The sequence below is a fragment of the Paenibacillus montanisoli genome (assembly GCF_003268025.1).
Lineage (GTDB): Bacteria > Bacillota > Bacilli > Paenibacillales > Paenibacillaceae > Paenibacillus_Z > Paenibacillus_Z montanisoli.
The window spans coordinates 1,208,638-1,226,855 of record NZ_QLUW01000002.1 but is presented as its reverse complement, the minus strand read 5'-3'; the positions used below and the strand labels follow the sequence as shown (position 1 = coordinate 1,226,855).

Annotated in this window: 17 protein-coding genes and 1 other RNA gene; 16 read left to right on the top strand and 2 right to left on the bottom strand. The window is 54.2% G+C overall.

The annotated features are described in order from the left end of the window. Positions 1–89: 89 nt before the first annotated feature. From glyQ to rnpB, 10 genes are all read left to right on the top strand, one after another. Positions 90–977: a glycine--tRNA ligase subunit alpha gene (gene glyQ / locus DL346_RS15215; protein WP_112882911.1), complete on the top strand. Its 888-nt coding sequence runs from the start codon at positions 90–92 to the stop codon at positions 975–977. Then, entirely contained in the window at positions 970–3,051 is a 2,082-nt protein-coding gene (gene glyS / locus DL346_RS15210; protein ID WP_112882910.1) for a glycine--tRNA ligase subunit beta, read from the top strand. The genes glyQ and glyS overlap by 8 nt, the downstream gene beginning before the upstream one ends. A gap of 44 nt (positions 3,052–3,095) precedes the next feature. Further along, positions 3,096–3,914 (top strand): pyruvate, water dikinase regulatory protein, encoded by an 819-nt coding sequence (locus DL346_RS15205; protein WP_112882909.1) that lies wholly within the window; start codon positions 3,096–3,098, stop codon positions 3,912–3,914. Positions 3,915–3,996: 82 nt separating this feature from the next. After that, on the top strand, positions 3,997–4,458 hold the full coding sequence (locus tag DL346_RS15200) for a YaiI/YqxD family protein (RefSeq protein WP_112883152.1): 462 nt from the start codon (positions 3,997–3,999) through the stop codon (positions 4,456–4,458). Between the two features lie 47 nt (positions 4,459–4,505). Further along, positions 4,506–6,374, top strand: a complete 1,869-nt coding sequence (gene dnaG / locus DL346_RS15195) for a DNA primase (protein WP_112882908.1) — start codon at positions 4,506–4,508, stop codon at positions 6,372–6,374. An 18-nt stretch (positions 6,375–6,392) separates the two neighbouring features. Then, positions 6,393–7,520, top strand: a complete 1,128-nt coding sequence (gene rpoD / locus DL346_RS15190) for an RNA polymerase sigma factor RpoD (RefSeq protein WP_112882907.1) — start codon at positions 6,393–6,395, stop codon at positions 7,518–7,520. An 85-nt stretch (positions 7,521–7,605) separates the two neighbouring features. Beyond that, complete coding sequence (locus DL346_RS15185; RefSeq protein ID WP_112882906.1) at positions 7,606–8,433, top strand: hypothetical protein; 828 nt, start codon at positions 7,606–7,608, stop codon at positions 8,431–8,433. A gap of 1 nt (position 8,434) precedes the next feature. Then, positions 8,435–9,232 (top strand): tRNA (adenine(22)-N(1))-methyltransferase, encoded by a 798-nt coding sequence (locus DL346_RS15180; RefSeq protein WP_112883151.1) that lies wholly within the window; start codon positions 8,435–8,437, stop codon positions 9,230–9,232. Beyond that, positions 9,196–10,317: a Nif3-like dinuclear metal center hexameric protein gene (locus tag DL346_RS15175; protein WP_112882905.1), complete on the top strand. Its 1,122-nt coding sequence runs from the start codon at positions 9,196–9,198 to the stop codon at positions 10,315–10,317. The genes DL346_RS15180 and DL346_RS15175 overlap by 37 nt, the downstream gene beginning before the upstream one ends. Positions 10,318–10,376: 59 nt before the next feature. Beyond that, positions 10,377–10,784: RNase P RNA component class A (gene rnpB / locus DL346_RS15170), an RNA gene on the top strand. 67 nt (positions 10,785–10,851) lie between these two features. Here the strand turns inward: rnpB and DL346_RS15165 are convergent. Beyond that, on the bottom strand, positions 10,852–12,696 hold the full coding sequence (locus DL346_RS15165; protein WP_112882904.1) for a S8 family peptidase: 1,845 nt from the start codon (positions 12,694–12,696) through the stop codon (positions 10,852–10,854). Between the two features lie 193 nt (positions 12,697–12,889). On the opposite strand from DL346_RS15165, the gene DL346_RS15160 reads away from it, so the two are divergent. The 6 genes from DL346_RS15160 to thiI all read left to right on the top strand — a co-directional run bounded on the left by DL346_RS15160 (position 12,890) and on the right by thiI (position 17,462). After that, complete coding sequence (locus tag DL346_RS15160) at positions 12,890–13,390, top strand: YpuI family protein (protein WP_112882903.1); 501 nt, start codon at positions 12,890–12,892, stop codon at positions 13,388–13,390. A 55-nt stretch (positions 13,391–13,445) separates the two neighbouring features. Further along, on the top strand, positions 13,446–13,658 hold the full coding sequence (locus DL346_RS15155; protein ID WP_112882902.1) for a DUF1540 domain-containing protein: 213 nt from the start codon (positions 13,446–13,448) through the stop codon (positions 13,656–13,658). Between the two features lie 6 nt (positions 13,659–13,664). Beyond that, entirely contained in the window at positions 13,665–14,072 is a 408-nt protein-coding gene (locus DL346_RS15150; protein ID WP_112882901.1) for a DUF4190 domain-containing protein, read from the top strand. A gap of 156 nt (positions 14,073–14,228) precedes the next feature. After that, entirely contained in the window at positions 14,229–14,933 is a 705-nt protein-coding gene (locus DL346_RS29755) for a lytic transglycosylase domain-containing protein (RefSeq protein WP_165822520.1), read from the top strand. Between the two features lie 135 nt (positions 14,934–15,068). Next, positions 15,069–16,229 carry a cysteine desulfurase family protein gene (locus DL346_RS15140; protein ID WP_338066308.1) on the top strand — a complete coding sequence of 387 codons (1,161 nt, stop codon included), beginning with the start codon at positions 15,069–15,071 and terminating at the stop codon, positions 16,227–16,229. 12 nt (positions 16,230–16,241) lie between these two features. After that, positions 16,242–17,462, top strand: a complete 1,221-nt coding sequence (gene thiI / locus DL346_RS15135; protein WP_112883149.1) for a tRNA uracil 4-sulfurtransferase ThiI — start codon at positions 16,242–16,244, stop codon at positions 17,460–17,462. A 27-nt stretch (positions 17,463–17,489) separates the two neighbouring features. Here the strand turns inward: thiI and DL346_RS15130 are convergent, their stop codons facing one another. After that, entirely contained in the window at positions 17,490–18,191 is a 702-nt protein-coding gene (locus tag DL346_RS15130) for a TerC family protein (protein WP_112882899.1), read from the bottom strand. Positions 18,192–18,218: the final 27 nt, after the last annotated feature.

Below are 18,218 nucleotides of genomic sequence, written 5' to 3'. Positions count from 1 at the left end.
GACGTAGAGGCGGGAGCTTTTTTTATATGCCTTTACATCGTTTCGGTCAGACGCACGTTAAGCCAATAATTCGATAGGAGATGAATGACATGAACTTTCAAAACATGATTTTGACGCTGCAGCAGTTCTGGGCGGAGCAAAATTGCATTCTCGTTCAGCCGTACGACACCGAGAAAGGTGCCGGTACGATGAACCCGATGACCTTCCTTCGTTCGATCGGTCCCGAACCATGGAATGTCGCCTACGTGGAACCGTCCAGACGTCCGGCGGACGGCCGTTACGGCGAGAATCCGAACCGGCTGTACCAGCATCACCAATTCCAGGTTATTTTGAAGCCATCTCCGGACAACATTCAAGAGCTGTATCTGGAGAGCTTGAAGCGTCTTGGCATCGATCCGCTTCACCACGATATCCGCTTCGTCGAAGATAACTGGGAATCCCCGACGCTTGGCGCATGGGGGCTTGGCTGGGAAGTGTGGCTGAACGGCATGGAAATTACCCAATTTACTTATTTCCAACAGGTCGGCGGCATTGACGCCAATCCGGTTGCCGTTGAGATTACGTACGGCATGGAACGCCTTGCTTCGTACATTCAAGAGAAAGAAAACGTGTTCGACCTGGAGTGGGTGGACGGCGTCACATACGGCGACGTGTTCCTGCAGCCGGAATTCGAGCATTCGAAATATACGTTTGAAACGTCCGATACGGCGATGTTGTTCTCGCTGTTCAACATGTATGAAGAAGAAGCGAAGAAGACCATGGAGCATAAGCTTGTCTTCCCGGCTTACGATTACGTCTTGAAATGCTCGCATACGTTCAACCTGCTCGACGCGCGCGGCGCGATCAGCGTGACGGAGCGTACGGGCTACATTATGCGCGTCCGTAATCTTGCCCGCGCATGCGCGGCGACCTATTTGGAAGAGCGCGAAAGACTCGGATTCCCGATGCTGAAGAAAGGAGTGAACGATAATGGCTAAAGACCTTCTGCTTGAAATCGGACTTGAAGAGGTGCCGGCCCGTTTCGTCCGCGGCGCTATGAATCAACTGAAAGAAAAGACGGCCAAATGGCTGGAGGCTGCGAGAATCGGACATGGTTCGGTCGAAGCTTACGCCACGCCTCGCCGTATTGCGGTTCTCGTTCGCGACGTCGAGGAGAAGCAAGCGGATGTGAACGAAGAAGTGAAAGGCCCTTCCCGCAAAATCGCCTTGAACGAGCAGGGCGAATGGAGCAAAGCGGCGCTCGGCTTCGCGCGCAGCCAAGGCGTTGCGCCGGAAGATTTCTTCTTTAAAGAGCTTGGCGGCGTCGAGTACGTTTACGCCAACAAAAGCAGCATCGGTACGGTTACGAGCGATGTGCTTCCGGAAGGCTTGACCTCGATCATTACGTCGATGTCCTTCCCGAAAAACATGCGTTGGGGCGGCTATGACCTGCGTTTCGTCCGTCCGATCCGCTGGCTTGTGGCGCTGTTCGGCGAAGACGTCGTGCCGCTTGAGATCACGGCTGTTCAGAGCGGAAAGCAATCGCGCGGCCATCGTTTCCTTGGCAGCGATACGGTGATTGCCGAGCCTTCGCAGTACGTGGAGCGTCTGAGAGAGCAGCAGGTAATCGTGGATACCGCTGAACGCGAAGCGCTGATTGTGTCTCAAATCAACGCGCTCGCCGCCGAGAAGGGCTGGCAAATCGCCATTAAAGAAGACTTGCTCGAGGAAGTCGTGTTCCTCGTTGAATATCCGAACGCGCTGTTCGGCACGTTCGACCCGTCGTTCCTGAACATCCCGCAGGAAGTGCTGATTACGTCGATGAGAGAGCATCAGCGGTACTTCCCGGTATTAGATGAGAACGGCAAGCTGCTTCCGTTCTTCGTAACGGTGCGCAACGGCGACCGTACATCGATCGAGTCGGTTGCCAAAGGCAACGAAAAGGTACTTCGTGCGCGTCTATCGGATGCGAAGTTTTTCTATGCGGAGGATCAGAAGCTCGCGATTGCGGACGCGCTGGCAAAGCTGGAGGCGATCGTCTATCACGAAGAGCTTGGCACGGTAGCCGATAAAGTGCGCCGCATCGTGGCGACGACGGAGAAACTGTCCGAGGCGCTCAGCACGGATGCGCAAACGGCGACGGACGCAGCCCGTACTGCGGCGATTTGCAAATTCGATTTGGTTACGCAAATGGTTTATGAATTCCCTGAATTGCAAGGCATCATGGGCGAAGACTACGCGCGCAAAGCGGGAGAGAGCGAAGCCGTCGCCAAAGCGATCAACGAGCACTATCAGCCTCGCTTTGCCGGCGACCGTGCGCCTGCATCCTTGGTCGGCGCGCTTGTCAGCCTTGCGGACAAAATCGATACGATCGTCGGCTGCTTCTCGATCGGCATTCTGCCTACAGGCTCGCAGGACCCGTACGCGCTGCGCCGTCAAGCGGCCGGCATCGTCCAGATCGTGCTCGCGCATGGCTTGAAGCTGCCGCTCAGCACGCTGTTTGATCTTGCGCTTGAGGTGCATGCTGCGCGTACGTTGAAACGGGATGCAGCGGACATCCGTAAAGACCTGTATGAATTTTTCTCGCTGCGCGTGAAGAACGTGCTGACCGAGCAGAGCGTCCGTTACGATGCCGTCGATGCGGTTATGGCAGTCGGTTACGATGATCTGCGCCAAACGGTTGACCGTGCCGCTGCGGTGATGGCTGCCGCTGCCGGCGAGCGGCGCGAAGAATTCAAGACCGTTGTCGACGCGTTGAATCGCGTATGCAACCTTGCGGCGAAAGCGGCGTCGAAAGAAGTAAGCGAAGCTTTGTTCGCGGACGAGGCGGAAGGCGCGCTTTACCGCGCATGGTCCGAGGCGCAGGCCGATATCGCGAATCTTGTGGAAGAAGGCCGTACGGCGGAGGCGATCGTCAAACTGGCTGGCTTGAAGGCGCCGATCAACGCCTACTTCGACAAGGTCATGGTTATGGCCGACAACGAGGCGCTGCGCGCCAACCGGCTCGCGACGCTTGCCGCTATCGCGGGCAGCGTAACGAAAGTGGCGGATTTTTCGAAGCTGGTATGGTAGTTAAGCGTTCTGCGCAGCTAGCGCAGCTTTAGGAGGGAATGAAAATGGCTACAGATACGCAGCCTGAAGTGATCATTTACGTCGTTTCCGATTCCGCCGGAGATACCGGCGAGCTCGTCGTCAGGGCTGCCGTAGCCCAGTTTCATCCCATTCATGCGGACATCCGCAGAGCGCCGTTCGTTCACGATGAAGCTTCGCTCGAACGGTTTGTGCTGCTGGCCAAGGAACAAGGAGCAATCGTGCTGTATACGCTTGTTATTCCCGGGCTCCGCGAACGGATGGTCGAATTTGCGGACACGCATCAAGTGACGGCGATAGACCTTTTGGGTTCGCTTATTGCGAACCTGGAGGAAAAGACGGGCCGTAAATCACGCCAAGAGCCGGGCCTTAACCATGTGCTTGACGAGAATTATTTTCGCAAGGTGGAAGCCGTCGAGTTCGCCGTCAAGTACGACGACATGCGCGACACGACAGGGATTCTGAAGGCGGATATCGTGCTGGTCGGCGTATCCCGCACGTCGAAGACGCCGCTTTCCATGTATCTGGCCCATAAGCAGTACAAGGTTGCGAACGTTCCGCTCATGCCGGAGCTTGACCCGCCCGCAGAGCTCTTCCAAATTCCGAAGGAAAAGGTTGTCGGTCTTACGATCGATATCGACTACTTGAACGGGATCCGCAAGGAACGGCTGAAAGCGTTAGGCTTGCCTGACAGCGCCGCCTATGCGACTACGTCGAGAATCGAGCGGGAACTGAAATACGCGGCCCAAATCACCGACCAAATCGGCTGTTTGGTGATCGACGTTTCCCACCGGGCAGTCGAAGAAACCGCTAGCTTGATCCTGGAATACATCGAATCCAATTGATGCCCGGACGGGTGCAGGATTTTTTGGTTATTTGCCGTATATAATAGTACGGTAGCTACAAGAAGATGCGGTGATGCAAGCAATGTCGGAAAAACCAACGATTGTCGTAGATGCTGATGCGTGTCCGGTTAAATCGGAGATTGTCGAAGTGGCTCGGAATTTCGCCGTTCCGGTGCTGATGGTCGCGTCGCACGATCACCGGCTTCAAGAGGAGCCGGGAGTTTCGATTATGCAGGTGGACCGAAGCGATCAGTCCGTCGACTTATACATTGCAAACCACGTCCTGCGCGGCGACATTGTCGTTACGCAGGATTTCGGGCTTGCAACGATTGTGCTGTCCAAAGGCGCGATCGCACTGTCGCCGCGAGGCCAGCAATATGATGACAGCAACATCGATTATTTAATGGAACGCAGGCATGAACTGGCTAAGAAACGCAGGGGCGGCGGGCGGACCAAGGGACCTAAAGCCATGTCGGGCGAGGACCGCGAGCGTTTTCAGCAAAAGCTGACAAAAGTTTTGCAAACTCGGCAGGAGAATGCTTAGGCGTAGCGAATAGTATTACTTGTTATTTGGGATGAAGGTGAAGGTCTATGGCATACGAGAAAATACCGGACTCCGTCATTGAAGCGGTGCTCAGGCATCACGACATTGTCGAGACGGTAGGTAAGTACGTTCACCTCTCGAAGCACGGGAAATACATGAAGGGGCTTTGTCCCTTTCACTCGGAGAAATCCCCGTCGTTTACCGTTACTCCGGAGAAGGGAATTTTTTATTGCTACGGGTGCGGCAAAGGCGGCAATGCCATCAAGTTTATCGAGGAGATCGAAGAATACTCGTTTCCGGAAGCCGTCCGCGCGATGGCGGAGGAAGCGGGCATCCCGATCACCTGGTCAGGGGTGCAGGCACGAAACAACTCCGCTGACGGGGGCGATCGCGATACTCTGATCAAGGCGCATGAGCTGGCCGTCAAGCTGTATCATTATTTGCTTATGAATACGACGCATGGCCAGGCAGCCCTTCAGTATTTACGCAAGCGCGGCGTGACGGACAAGCAGATCGATCACTTCATGATCGGTTATGCGCCTCCGGAATGGGACACGCTCTCGCGTTTCCTCGAGAAGCGCGAGTTTGACAGCGCGCTGATGGAGAAAGGCGGACTGCTGATTGCCAAGCAGGACAAGAGCGGCTACATCGATCGGTTTCGCGACCGGATCATGTTTCCGATCTGGAACCGCGACGGCAAGGTCATTGCGTTGGCAGGCAGGATGCTTGGAGAAGGACAGCCCAAGTATTTGAACTCACCCGAGACGATGCTGTTCAACAAGAGCCGCAACCTGTATAACTTTCATCATGCCCGAACGGCAATGCGCAAGAGCCGCCGTATCGTACTGTTCGAAGGCTATATGGATGTGATTAAAGCGTGGAGCGCCGGCGTGCATAACGGCGTTGCATCCATGGGAACGGCGCTGACGGACGAGCATGCCGCTATCTTGCAGCGCAATGTCGACGAAGCCGTGATCTGTTACGACGGAGACAATGCCGGACAAGCTGCGGCGCTGAAGACGATTCCTATTCTGGAGCGGGCAGGATTGCGTGTTCAGGTTGCGATGCTGCCGAAAGGGATGGATCCGGACGAGTACATCGAGAAGAATGGCGCGGAAGCTTTCATGCGCGAAACGATCGAACATCCGGTATCATCAACGAAATTTAAACTACTAACGGCTAAAAAAAACCATATACTCCTAGAAGAAGAGGGACAGAAAAACTACCTGCTCGAAGCTGTTGGCATCGTTGCCGTACTTGATTCTCCTACAGAGCGGGAGTTTTATTTAAAGGAGCTGTCCCGTGAGTTCGATATGTCTCTGGATTCTTTGAAGCAGGACTGCTTTGAACGGCGGCAGCAGCTGCAAAAAATGAAACCGCAAAGGGATAATAACGACAATTCGTGGAATAATGGTAGGAATGAAAACCGCGAGAACCGCGAGAACCGTCGTACGTCCTCTGCACCGCCTATTTTGCCCGCTTATCAGGTCGCTGAACGCAAGCTGCTTGCATGGATGCTTCAGGACGCGGATATAGCGAGCACGGTGCATCAGAAGCTTGGAGAAGCTTTCAATGTAGAGGATCACGCAGCGCTTGCTGCTTACTTATATGCTTACTATGCGCAAGGACATGATCCGGATGTCAGTCGGTTCATCGCATCGCTCCAGGATGACCGCCTTGAACGGACAGCCGCTTCGATTCTCATGACGGATGATGACATTCCGTTCGACGAGCATCTGCTCGCCGATTACGTGAATGAAATCTTGAAGGTGCCAAAGTTTCGTGAAATCGAGCTGAAGAAGGAAGCTATGGTACGTGCGGAACGTTCCGGGGACATGTTGAAAGCGGCACAAATTGCAATTGAAATGAATGCCCTAGAGAGACAGCTTAAAGGTCGGCAGGATGATCGTTTCTAGGGAGGAGGGAGTCGGATTATGGCGAATGATCAACATACTGAATTGGATACTGAACAGAAGCTGGAACTCGTCAAAGAACAGCTGATTGAGCACGGAAAGAAAAGATCCTCCTTAACGTACAAAGAGATTATGGAGAAGCTTTCCCCATTCGATCAGGATCCGGAGCAAATCGATGAGTTTTTCGAGCAGCTCGATGATATCGGCATTGAAGTGGTGAATGAAAACGACGATGATCATCCGATGAGCAATCGGGATGATCAGGAGCGCGAAACTGACGACTTCAATTTCGATGATGATCTGGCGCTCCCGCCCGGCATCAAAATCAACGATCCGGTTCGCATGTATTTAAAAGAAATCGGACGGGTGCCTTTGTTGTCGGCGGACGACGAGGTTGAGCTTGCTAAGCGGATCGAGAACGGGGACGAAGAAGCGAAGCGCAGGCTTGCGGAAGCGAACCTCAGGCTCGTGGTCAGTATCGCTAAACGTTATGTTGGGCGCGGCATGCTGTTTCTGGATCTCATTCAAGAAGGCAACATGGGTCTTATCAAGGCGGTTGAAAAGTTCGACCATACGAAGGGCTACAAGTTCAGTACGTATGCGACTTGGTGGATCAGACAAGCGATTACGCGCGCGATTGCGGACCAAGCCCGTACGATCCGGATTCCGGTTCATATGGTGGAAACGATCAATAAACTTGTTCGGGTTTCCCGTCAGCTGCTGCAGGAGCTGGGCCGCGAGCCGAGCCCGGAAGAGATTGCGGCTGAGATGGATCTAAGCACCGAGAAAGTGCGCGAGATCATGAAGATCGCACAGGAGCCGGTATCGCTGGAGACACCGATCGGGGAAGAAGACGATTCGCACTTGGGCGACTTTATCGAGGATCAGGAGGCGCTCGCGCCGGCAGATGCTGCCGCATACGAGCTGCTGAAGGAACAGCTGGAAGACGTGCTGGATACGCTCACCGAGCGTGAGGAGAACGTGCTGAGGCTGCGTTTCGGTCTCGATGACGGCCGTACGCGTACGCTGGAGGAAGTCGGCAAGGTGTTCGGCGTCACTCGCGAACGGATTCGCCAAATCGAAGCCAAAGCGCTTCGCAAGCTTCGCCATCCGTCGAGAAGCAAGCGGCTGAAAGATTTTCTTGAATAACAACCGGGACCTTTCTGCGTAAAGCAGCAAGGTCTTTTTTCCTTCCGTCAAACGAACGCCGTGTGAGAGGAATAACAGAACCCTTATGGATCAAGAGCGCCGCAAGACCATCGTAAGAGAAATCGAGCATTGGCAGCGCAGCAAACTGCTTCCTGAACAATATTGTGATTTTCTGCTCAATTTGTATATGGAAGAAGGAGAAACTCGTACGCCGGTTACCTTTACGGGTCGGGCGGCAGTTATGGTAAAAGGAGCTTCGCTCAAGCAATGGCTCCTTGTTTTTGGAATTTTTTCCTTGATCTGCTTTGTTTTTCTTTATTTTAGCGAATTTCATCCGCTATTGCAAATTGCTGTGTCGATAACCGGCGTCTTTACGCTGCTTCTGATCGGCCATCGTTACCGGGTGAAGAACGAATCCGTCGGGATCGGATTGATCGGTGCCGGCATGCTGCTCATGGTAGGGGCCGGTTTATATTTGCTTCAGCTTCACGAAATGGACGCATGGGGCTGGAAGGCCGGCCTGCTTGCCTTTTGCTCGCTGTTCTGGATCGCCTTCGGTATCGGCGCTCGGATACCGCTGCTTCATCTGTGCGGCTGGATGGCTTCCTTCCTCGTTTATGCCTGGCTGCTGGCCAACAATACGGAATCGCCGAAGTGGTTCGAAATTCAGCTCTACTGGCTGCCGGCATCGTTCGTATTCGGCTGGTGCAGCTGGTTTTTCCATCGCTGGACGCGGCCGGTGGCATCGATTCTGTTCGTTGCCGGCGCATTGGCTTGGTTTATGCCCGAGCTGTATACGGTTATATTTGCGGAAGATCAGATTGGCATGCAATTGCAGCTAATGGTCAAAATTATTGCGGGAGGCACATTGCTGTTCTCGCTTCGAAAACAATGGATTGCGTGGGTTGCTTAAGATGATAAAGTTGTCAAAAAGATTGCAGCAAATTGCCGATTTCGTATCGGAGGGAGCACGGGTTGCGGACATCGGTTCGGATCATGCGCTGCTGCCGGTCTATTTGCTGCAGAGCGGCAAATGCCCGGCTGCGATTGCGGGAGAATTGAATACGGGACCTTTTAAGGCGGCGAAGCGCCAAGTAGCCGAGGCAGGGCTTACGAAGAGGATCGAGGTCCGTCAGGGAGACGGACTGGAAGTGTTAGTGCCAGGCGAGGCCGATACGGTTACGGTCGCCGGCATGGGCGGCAGTCTGATGGCGGATATTCTCGAGGCGGGCAGGATCGCCGGCAAGCTTGAAGGGGTACGAGAGCTGGTGCTGCAGCCGAACGTAGGCGAAGAAATCGTGCGCAAATGGCTGGTTAAGCATGGTTATGTGCTCCAAACGGAAGAGATTCTTGAAGAGGACGGCCGCATCTACGAGGTGCTGCATGCGCTGCATAAGCAGCATAGTCCGGCTGCCGTTACCAATGAGGACGTTTATAATCCTGCGATATTAGCGGCGGTCCCTTCGATGGATGAGGAAGCGAAACTAGAATGGCTATATCGCATGGGACCGTATTTGCTGCGCCGGCCTACCGAGGTGCTGCACAGCAAATGGCGGCTTGAGCGGACCAAGCTTGAGTGGATTTGCAAGCAGGTTGGCCAATCGGACACGGCGGAGTCGCGCGGGAAAGAAGCGCAGCTGCGGAGCGAGATGAAGGGAATCGAGGAGGTGCTGTCATGTTTGCCAACGGCCAAACCGTCATCCAGCTTATAGAGCAGCTGGCTCCGAAGCATATTGCGATGGAGAACGACAAAATCGGGCTTCAGCTCGGCACGCTGCAAAAGGTTATCAGCAAAGCGCTTGTCGCGCTGGACGTGACGGACGAAGTCGTAGATGAGGCTATCGCGCTCGGGGCGGAGCTGATCATCGCCCATCATGCGATTATTTATAGGCCGCTGGCGAAGCTGGACACGTCCACGCCGGCCGGCAAGCTGTATGAGAAGCTGATCAAGAACGATATCGCCGTCTATATCGCGCACACGAACCTGGATGTCGCCGATGGCGGCATCAACGATTGGATGGCCGACATGCTGGGGCTGCCGGCGGAAGGCCGCTCTTCGCTTGAGGACGTGCATACCGATAAGCTATACAAGCTTGTCGTGTTCGTTCCGAAGAGCCATCACGAGCAGGTGCTGCAGGCGCTGTGGAACGCGGGCGCGGGCGATATCGGCGGCTACAGCCAATGCAGTTTTAACATCGAAGGGATTGGCACCTTCCTGCCGGGCAACAGCGCACAGCCGTTTATCGGCGAGCAGGGCAAGCTTGAGCGGGTGCAGGAGATCCGGATTGAAACGATCGTGCCTTCCAGCGTGCATCGGAAAGTGGTCCAAGCGATGCTGAAGGCGCATCCGTATGAAGAAGTTGCCTATGACTTGTACCCGGTTGACCTCAAGGGACGAGTATTTGGGTTAGGTCGCGTAGGAAAGCTGCCTGCATCGATGAAGCTGCGTGAGCTGGCGGAAAAGGCCAAGGAAGCGTTCGAGGTTCCTGCGCTGCGCGTTGTCGGCGACCTTGACCGCGATGTGCGCAAGGTAGCGGTACTCGGCGGCTCGGGCTCGCGCTACGTCAGCCGTGCGATTTTCGCCGGCGCAGACGTGCTGGTGACGGGCGACATCGATTACCATACCGCGCATGACGCCGCAATGGCGGGGCTCTCGATTATCGATCCCGGCCATAACATCGAGAAGCTGATGAAGCCTCGCGTCGCCGATTGGCTTCGCCGTGAGCTTCAGCAGCGTAAATACGCGACCGAGGCTATTTCCTCCCAAGTGGAGACAGAGCCGTTTCATTTCCTGTAGAGGAAAAGATTCAGCTCTTGAGCTTTCGTTAGGAAGTTAGTATACTGTGTTGTACACGGAAAGTTTGACAGACAATCGCTGGCGGCCTTGTTGCCGCGAGAGGAAAGTCCGGGCTCCGTAGGGCAAAGATGCTGGATAACGTCCAGTCGGCGCGAGCCGAAGGATAGTGCCACAGAAATGGACCGCCGATGGCCGGCTGCATAAGCCGGCACAGGTAAGGGTGGAACCGTGGTGTAAGAGACCACGAGCGCCATTGGTGACAATGGGGCTGGTAAACCCCATCTGGAGCAAGACCGAGAGAACGCAGCAGCTTCGAGCTGCACCTCTGCCCGGGGCGCGTTCGGGTTGGTCGCTTGAGCCGGTTAGCAATGACCGGCCTAGATAGATGATTGTCGCTTCATACGTGGGAGGGTAGTTCCCGTCATACCACAAGAAGCACAGAACCCGGCTTACGGCAAGCTTTCCATAATGCTCAAATAACCCGCAAGGCTTATGCCTTGCGGGTTATTTCGTTTGCTAGGATATTGATTTCATCTAGCTCTGATATTTGCTGGCGATTTGGGCCAAGCGGCGTTCAACCTGCTGCGGAAACTGCTGCAGCGACACCTTCGATTGCTGTGCCGCCTGAAGCGCGCGGACAACGTCGATTTGGCCGTAGCCGAAATATTTGTCTTTTCCTTTATCGCCTAGATCTTTGGACGAATTGCGCATGATATCCATGACTTCGACGTTGGTCAGCTCCGGATTGATCGACCGGATCAAGCCTGCCAGCGCTGCGACATGCGGGCTGGCCATTGACGTGCCGGAGAGTGCGGCATACTGGCTTCCCGGATAGGTGCTCGCGATGCTGAAGCCGGGGGCCGCGACGTCGATATAATCGCCGTAATTAGAGAACGTCGAGCGAGTGCCATCGGAGTTCGTCGAACCGACGGCGAACACTTCCGGATAGGCCGCCGGATAGCCGGGCCGTTCCGTATTGTCATTTCCGCTTGCGGCAATGAGCACGACATCATGGTCGTACGCGTATTTGACCGCGTCATGCAGGAATTGCGCCTCCGCGTAATTGCCGAGGCTCATATTAATGACCTTGGCGCCGTGATCGGTCGCCCAGATGACGCCTTCGGCTACCGTATACGTAGAACCTGCGCCGCTGCTATCGAGCACTTTGACCGGCAGCACCTTGTTGTACCATGTCATGCCCGCGACGCCTTCTCCATTGTTAACGGCTGCTGCAATTATGCCGGAGACATGCGTGCCATGGCCGACGTCATCCTCTGGCGGAGTATCGGAAATGACCAGATTGGTCCCCTCCGCAAGCTTGCCTTTCAAGTCTGGATGATCGAGCTGTACGCCGGTATCGAGCACGGCAATCAGCACGCCGTTGTTTCCTTTGGAAACGCTCCAGCCCTTCTCGGTCTCGATAATGGGCAAATTCCATTGATATTGCGAATAAAGAGCATCATTCGGAATAATATCCGGCTCCGCATTCGTCATATATAAATAATGAGGCTCGGCATACACCACATTCCAGCTCGTTATGAAATAACGCATCATCGCTTCCGCATCCATCGCTCTGGAACGGAAAACGTACGTATAACCTAATTTTTTCATGGAAAGGGCGGTAATGTCCCGCTTAATTTGCGCTAATTGGTCCGCGTTCGGCTGCTGACGGAATTTCACGACAACCTCATTCATATGGTAATGGCTGGCATTGCCGTTGTCCTCGCCTGTTCTGACCGTAATGTCTTTGGTAGAATTCGGCTTCACCGATTCGATCTTGTATTTGCCCTCTGCCGGATAAGGGACGAGTCTTAGATTCCGCTTCTGATGCCCTTCAATTTTGGTCACGATATCCTGCAGCAGAAGTCCGGCGATCCCGTCTCCCTTATGCTCCCTGTCAGGCTCGCCGATGACCATGTACCGGTGGCCGTCAAGCTGAATTGGAGAGGAGGTATATGGTTTGCCCGAAATCACTTGCCGCTTCGCTTCTGTAATAAGTTCAGCAAGCCGCGCCGAATCAGGCATGCTGCCTTTCGTAATCGAGTGTCCCTGATGACGCCACCACACAAAAATCATCTGTTTATGCATCTTCATCAAATGGGACAAATGATGTTCATTCGTCGTAATTTCCGCTTCATGCTTCATCAGCTTCTGAAAATTTTTCGCGCACTCGGACTGACATAGCAAGGCGGTCGCTTCCATGTCATGCTTGACGGTTGCAAGCTTTAGCTGGCGTTCGTGATGAACGGACATGGTGCGCACCGGGGCGTTTTTCTCTCTGTTAGCCGGACTTGGCGAGCTGAACCAAGGGGTGAGCGGAATAAGCAAAGCGATGGCTGCCAGTACACTGAACCAGCCGATCCACTTTCGCCTCGTCATGGTGAATACCTCCTCGAATGGCTATCCCGAAAAAATCTGCAGGCCGAATGCGGCCGCTTGTCTTAGAGTAACGTGGGCAAGCCGAAAATATACGGCTGCCTTCGGCAATCCGGAGTACCATCTGCTTGCATTTTGTGGTACGATGTTGGTGATTTAAGTATTGTTTGCGAAGATGAAAGGGGATCTACCAATAATGCCTTCGACTAACGTAAAAGCGATTAGCGAATCAACGAGAGACAAACTGAAACTTGCAGTCGGCCATTTGGAGACGTTTTTGAATCAATACGCGCTTCCGCAGCTTACGCAGGAAGACCAAGGAAGCGATTCCGAGCTTTTCTATAAAGGTTTGCTTGCTGACCTCCGTCACATGCTTGTTTTCTCCGAGGTTGCGTACGAGAAGCTTGGAGTAGCGCTGAGACGGCCTAATTTCGATATTGATTTTGCGGAGCGCGGTCTTTATGAGGCTTACCATCAATGCGTAAACGCATTTTTCTATCCGAAGAACGAATGCTATTCCGAGGATGGCCGTTACGCTTATACTGGACAAGATGCGATCCGTTTCCGCAAGAAACCGGTACGTGCAGCGCGCGATATCGTGTTGACCGTTTCGAAGGTGTACGAGGAGCTTCGCGACGATTTGTCTTATTATGAGAGCGACTATATGACCCAGCGCCGTATGCAGGGTCAAAAATAAGGAAGGCATAACGCACCCCCGGTACGGGCAACTTGATACCGGGGGTGATTTATTTATGCCAAATGGCGTAAGCTGCAGCGTTTCGAACTGTACCTTCTGGAAAGAAGGAAATCAGTGCAATGCCAAGAAAATCGAAATCGACATCGACAGTCACGCGAACAAGCATTTTGACACGGAATTTGCTGAAGAAGGATTTGGCGGCGGTCACCAAGACCATGCAGCCAACAGGGCAACAACTTGCTGTCATACCTTTAAAGCGAAGGAGTGAAGCTTGATGGAACGCGATTCGGAGAGACATTTTTCGCTTAGCCCGCATGATGATTCATCGACTAATCCTTTGTATCATTCAGACATGAAGGCGTATAACGAAGAAATGGCTGCCGAGATTGCCGTCCCCAACCATTCGATCAAGTACTATCCGACGCGCGAGAGCAATCATCTCACCAATGAGGCTGTCCGCGAAACGAAATCCGCAGGCCGGATGACCGGCTGGGCGGCGCTCATTATAGCGGTGCTGTCTTGGATCGTTTGGCCGGTTGTGCTGGGTGCTACGGCCATCGTTGTCGGTTTCATCGCTTACAGGCAGGGTGCGCGAGGGCTTGGCGTTTGGTCCATTACGCTCGGATTTATCGCGGCGGCTGCTTATTTGGTTCTTGTTCCCCTTTACTATGCCATAACCTAATGGATAGATCGAAGCCGTTTCGAGCGTTGCTTGCTCGGGGCGGCTTCTTTCACTGGCGATTGTACCCTCTGGGACTAACTATACACTGGCGGAATAGGCGGAAAGGTTGTAAAATAGTGCTGACTGGTGTCGGACTGACCGATTTGGAGGTACATCATGAACATTGATCCGCGTATTATGAAATCGCTTCTTCAGCTGCAGCTGATGCCAAGCTTGGATCTGAACGGATATGAAAATGTCCTTTCATCGACGGACGGACAGAACGGCTCCTCGATGTTCGATTCGCTGCTTCAGCAATATATGGCCGGCGGAACGGGAGCAACCTCCATTTCAAATATACCGGCGTCGCCCGGCTTATCGCCGCTTGAAGCGCTCGGCGGAGGATTGGCTCCGATGCTTCGAGCAACTGGGCTTGAATCAGATGTTGCTTCGGCCAGCGGTACTGCCTTTGAGGCGTACATTCAGGATGCAGCGGCCAAATACGGCGTAGACCCCGCATTGATTAAAGCGGTCATACATACGGAATCGTCTTATAATCCGCTGGCGGAATCCTCTGCCGGAGCGAAGGGCCTCATGCAGCTGATGGATGGGACAGCCCGTGGACTTGGCGTTGCGAATTCGTTCGATCCCCAGCAAAATATCGAAGGCGGAACCAAGTTCCTCGCTTATTTAATGCGCAAATACGAAGGCAACGAGCAGGCGGCGCTGGCAGCTTATAATGCCGGACCAGGCCGGGTTGACCGTGCCGGCATTAAGTCGGATGGAGACTTTGGCGGCCTGCTCCACTTGCTTCCAAGCGAGACGCAGCGCTATGTGGCGAAGGTACAACGCGCTAAAGAGCTATACGATGGTTCGATCTAGAGACTGTGAGCCGCATAAATGGAAACAATAAGAGATCACGGGGAGCGTCTATGGCAAAGGCATTATCGCCAGGCCGGGCATCCTCGCTGATCTTTTTCGAATTTATAGGAGCTGGCCCAAATGAGAGGAAGCTGAATGATGTATTATTTTGACCACTGCGCGTCGACGCCGCCGCATGAGGAAGTCATCCGCACGATGGCGGAGGTGATGGCGAAGCATTATGCGAATCCGTCGTCACTGCACCGCAGCGGCCAGGAAGCGCGCAATTTGCTGGAGCGGGCTCGAGCCGCGGTCGCTGCGTTGTTTCCGGGAACGGAAGCGAAGGAATGGATATTCACATCCGGCGGTACGGAGGGCAACAATATTGCCATTGCGGGTGCGGCGCGCCAAAATCGAAAACGCGGCAATCATCTGATTACGTCGGAAGTGGAGCATCCATCCGTCTACGATACGTTCAAGGCGCTGGAGCGGGAAGGCTTCCGAGTTACTTATGTGCCGGTCGATTCGCGCGGCGTCGTATCCGCTGCGGATGTCGAAGCGGCGCTGACCGACGAGACGATTCTGGTCAGTATCATGCATGTGAATAACGAGGTTGGCGCCATACAGCCAATCGCCGATATCGGCCGTCTGCTAAAGCAGCGCCGGGGCATTCTGTTCCATGTGGACGGCGTTCAAAGCGTCGGCAAGCTGCCGGTCGATCCTGCCGGCTGGAATGTCGACCTGTTTACGGCTTCGGCGCATAAAGTGAAAGGACCAAGAGGCGTCGGCTTGCTGTACGTTCGGCAGGGAACGGCAATAGCGCCGCTGGTAGTCGGAGGCAGCCAGGAGCGGGAGCTGCGGCCGGGGACGGAGAATGTGCCGGCGATCGTTGCATCGGCCAAGGCGTTTCGGATGGCGATGGAAAGCCAGCCTGAACGAGCGGAGAGGATGCAGCGGCTGCGCGAACGGCTTCTAGGATCCATCGAAGCAATACCGGAGCTTGTCTTGAACGGCGGGACAGAGCCTGCAAGCGCCGCTCCTCACGTCGTGAACTTTTCCTATCCCGGCATGAAGCCAGAGGTCATCGTTCACATGCTGGAGAAGCATCGTATTTTGGCCTCCACCAAATCGGCCTGCTCGTCTAAGAGCGAGGAGCCAAGCCGCGTACTGATGGCGATGCACGGCTCTCATGAGCGCGCGGCAAGCGGGATTCGCCTCAGCTTCGGCGACGAGCACGGCGAAGCGGATCTCGAATGGCTGTGCAGCATGCTGCGGAAGGTCGTAGAGAAGCTGAAGCCGCTGGAGAGGAAGGGGTAAACGAGCATGAGCATGAATCCGGATATGATCCTTATTCGCTTCGGCGAATTTACGATGAAAGGCAAGAACCGCGGGAAATTCGATAAACGATTGGAGCAGCAGGTTCGAAAGGCGATCCGCGCTTACGAAAACGCGGAAATAAAGAGCACGTACGGCAGGATGTACATCACGTTGAACGGCGAACCGTATGAAGAGATTGCAGCGAAGCTGAAGGATGTATTCGGCATCGTTTCGTTCAGTCCGATTCGCCAAGTTGCCAGTGAGCTTGAAACTATCCGCGGCGCTGCGCTTGAGGTTATGCAGTCGCTGCCCGAACGTCCGTCCACCTTCAAAGTGTCCGCACGCCGCGTAGACAAGAAGTATCCGCATGATTCGCAGGAAATGAATCATTTGGTCGGCGGTTATGTGCTGCGCGAGATGCTGGGACTTCAAGTCGACGTAAGGAAGCCCCAGGTTGAGCTTCGCGTCGAAATCCAACCGGAAGGCACATATGTGTACAGCAGCGTTGTTCCGGCTGCGGGCGGTTATCCTTATGGCACGAATGGCAAGGCGATGCTGCTGCTGTCCGGCGGCATCGACAGCCCCGTTGCCGGCTACCTGGGCATGAGACAAGGGCTTGAGATCGAGGCGGTTCATTTCCATAGCTATCCATATACAAGCGATAAGGCGAAGGAAAAGGTCATTGACTTGGTCAGAAGGCTTTCCCGCTTTAGCGGCGCCCCGATCAAGCTGCATCTCGTCTCTTTCACGGACATTCAGACGGCCTTGGCGCAGGCTGGACAGGATTCGCTTATCATTACGCTGATGCGCCGTTCCATGCTGCGAATCGCGGAGAGGCTGGCGGAAACGTCAGGGGCGCTAGGGCTTGTCTCCGGCGACAGCTTGGGTCAAGTAGCCAGCCAGACGCTCGGCAGCATGAATGTGATCGGGCGTGCCGCGGAGCTGCCGCTGCTGCGCCCGCTTATTACGATGGATAAAAATGAAATTATCCGGATTGCCCGCGAAATCGGCACTTACGAAACATCCATACTCCCTTATGAGGATTGCTGTACGCTGTTCGTGCCAAAATCGCCGAGCACCAACCCGAACCTTACCATCGTCCAGAAAACCGAGCAGCGAATCGAAGGATTGGACGCCATGATTGAGGAAGCGGTGGCCGGCACCGAGCTGATGATCATTTCGCCGGAGATTCGCAATGTCGTAGAAACGGCAGGCGAGGACAGCTGGTTCTGAAACGAAAATAAAAAAAGCAGGGAACCCTTAATGGGTTTCCCTGCTTTTTTCCATTCCTGCCGCTCTGCTGCGCGACGAGTTTTTCCATAGACCTGCAACAATAATAACGATGACGATGAGAATCATGAAGGACCATTCGAAGGCCGGGTTGCTGTTGAAGAACTCTTCCAGCTTCATTTCGTGCGTGATCATTTTCGCTGCCGTATAAGCGAGTACGCCGGAGCCGACGTATACGATCCAAGGCAGCTTATTGATCAGCTTAATGAATAGCGTGCTGCCCCATACGACGATCGGAATGCTGATGATCAGCCCGAGCAGTACAAGCGGTACGCTGCCGTGCGCTGCGCCTGCGACCGCAATGACGTTGTCAAGGCCCATTGCGGCATCGGCGATGATGATCGTGCGTACCGATTGCCATAGCGTGTTGCCTGCTGTGATGTTGCCGTGTTCCTCGTTATCGACGAGCAGCTTATACGCAATCCACAGCAACAGGATGCCGCCTGCGAGCATGAGCCAAGGAATGTTTAGCAGATATACTACGAGTACGGTGGCGATTGCCCGAATGCCGACGGCCCCGACGGTTCCCCATATGACGGCTTTCTTTTGCTGATCCTTAGGCAGTTTTCGAGCTGCAAGCCCGATCACGATGGCATTATCGCCGGCAAGAATAAGGTCGATAAAGACGATCGTAATAAGTGCAGATAAAAAATCTAGCGATAAAATGTCCATTGCCTTTTTGTCCTCCTTTTCTTCTGA

What these genes read in the sequence shown, in the direction of transcription:
- glyQ (WP_112882911.1), top strand. Translation starts at nt 90, where the DNA reads ATGAACTTTCAAAACATGATTTTGACGCTGCAGCAGTTCTGGGCGGAG.
- glyS (WP_112882910.1), top strand. Translation starts at nt 970, where the DNA reads ATGGCTAAAGACCTTCTGCTTGAAATCGGACTTGAAGAGGTGCCGGCC.
- DL346_RS15205 (WP_112882909.1), top strand. Translation starts at nt 3,096, where the DNA reads ATGGCTACAGATACGCAGCCTGAAGTGATCATTTACGTCGTTTCCGAT.
- DL346_RS15200 (WP_112883152.1), top strand. Translation starts at nt 3,997, where the DNA reads ATGTCGGAAAAACCAACGATTGTCGTAGATGCTGATGCGTGTCCGGTT.
- dnaG (WP_112882908.1), top strand. Translation starts at nt 4,506, where the DNA reads ATGGCATACGAGAAAATACCGGACTCCGTCATTGAAGCGGTGCTCAGG.
- rpoD (WP_112882907.1), top strand. Translation starts at nt 6,393, where the DNA reads ATGGCGAATGATCAACATACTGAATTGGATACTGAACAGAAGCTGGAA.
- DL346_RS15185 (WP_112882906.1), top strand. Translation starts at nt 7,606, where the DNA reads ATGGATCAAGAGCGCCGCAAGACCATCGTAAGAGAAATCGAGCATTGG.
- DL346_RS15180 (WP_112883151.1), top strand. Translation starts at nt 8,435, where the DNA reads ATGATAAAGTTGTCAAAAAGATTGCAGCAAATTGCCGATTTCGTATCG.
- DL346_RS15175 (WP_112882905.1), top strand. Translation starts at nt 9,196, where the DNA reads ATGTTTGCCAACGGCCAAACCGTCATCCAGCTTATAGAGCAGCTGGCT.
- DL346_RS15165 (WP_112882904.1), bottom strand. Translation starts at nt 12,696, where the DNA reads ATGACGAGGCGAAAGTGGATCGGCTGGTTCAGTGTACTGGCAGCCATC.
- DL346_RS15160 (WP_112882903.1), top strand. Translation starts at nt 12,890, where the DNA reads ATGCCTTCGACTAACGTAAAAGCGATTAGCGAATCAACGAGAGACAAA.
- DL346_RS15155 (WP_112882902.1), top strand. Translation starts at nt 13,446, where the DNA reads ATGCCAAATGGCGTAAGCTGCAGCGTTTCGAACTGTACCTTCTGGAAA.
- DL346_RS15150 (WP_112882901.1), top strand. Translation starts at nt 13,665, where the DNA reads ATGGAACGCGATTCGGAGAGACATTTTTCGCTTAGCCCGCATGATGAT.
- DL346_RS29755 (WP_165822520.1), top strand. Translation starts at nt 14,229, where the DNA reads ATGAACATTGATCCGCGTATTATGAAATCGCTTCTTCAGCTGCAGCTG.
- DL346_RS15140 (WP_338066308.1), top strand. Translation starts at nt 15,069, where the DNA reads ATGATGTATTATTTTGACCACTGCGCGTCGACGCCGCCGCATGAGGAA.
- thiI (WP_112883149.1), top strand. Translation starts at nt 16,242, where the DNA reads ATGAATCCGGATATGATCCTTATTCGCTTCGGCGAATTTACGATGAAA.
- DL346_RS15130 (WP_112882899.1), bottom strand. Translation starts at nt 18,191, where the DNA reads ATGGACATTTTATCGCTAGATTTTTTATCTGCACTTATTACGATCGTC.